Here is a 727-nt window from a genome sequence, read left to right as displayed (position 1 = left end):
ATTACTGTTCACCCCGTGGTGCACCATGGTGGAGAATGCTCGACTCGATGATGTTGGTGAGGAACTCCATGGATCCCGTAGTCGCACAATCCGAATTCACCGGTGATGGTGTCATGCTTGCCGGCGACCGATGGGATCCACCGGCACCGGGTGACGGCGGATCAGGCGTCGGCAGAAAGGGCCTGGTCCTGCTGCTGCACGGCGGCGGGCAGACCCGGCATTCCTGGCGAAACACCGGACGCAGTCTCGCGGCGGACGGCTGGTCCGCCATTGCGCTGGATGCCCGTGGGCATGGAGACAGTCAGTGGGCACCGGACGGGGATTACGGCATCGATGCGTTGGTCGCCGACTTGACCTCGGTCATCAATGAGCTGGGGGAGAAGCCGGTACTCGTCGGTGCCTCGATGGGCGGTATGACCTCGTTGATCGGGCAGGGGGAGAATCCCGATCTCGCTCGCGGCCTGGTCTTGGTCGATATCGCACCGAAGGTCGAAACGAGCGGTACCGCGGAGATCATGGCCTTCATGCGCAGTGGCCTCGAGGGTTTCGAGAGCCTCGACGACGCGGCAGCGGCGATCGCGGCGTATACCCCGAACCGTGTCCGCAAGCCCAACCCGCAGGGGCTGCGCAAGAACCTTCGCCTGCGTGATGGCCGTTGGTACTGGCATTGGGATCCGGAGTTCCTGCGCGTCGGCGACGAACCCACTCGCCAATCCGACTCGATCGT

General features: G+C 64.0%; 1 protein-coding gene. It reads left to right on the top strand.

What is annotated here, in order from left to right:
- Positions 1–68 precede the first annotated feature (68 nt).
- The coding region (locus MLGJGCBP_RS49615) for an alpha/beta fold hydrolase (protein WP_160098355.1) at positions 69–727 on the top strand (659 nt) is incomplete at its 3' end.

It is taken from the genome of Rhodococcus sp. T7 (assembly GCF_009872365.1).
GTDB lineage: Bacteria > Actinomycetota > Actinomycetes > Mycobacteriales > Mycobacteriaceae > Rhodococcus_F.
This window is presented reverse-complemented; position numbering and strand designations above follow the sequence as displayed.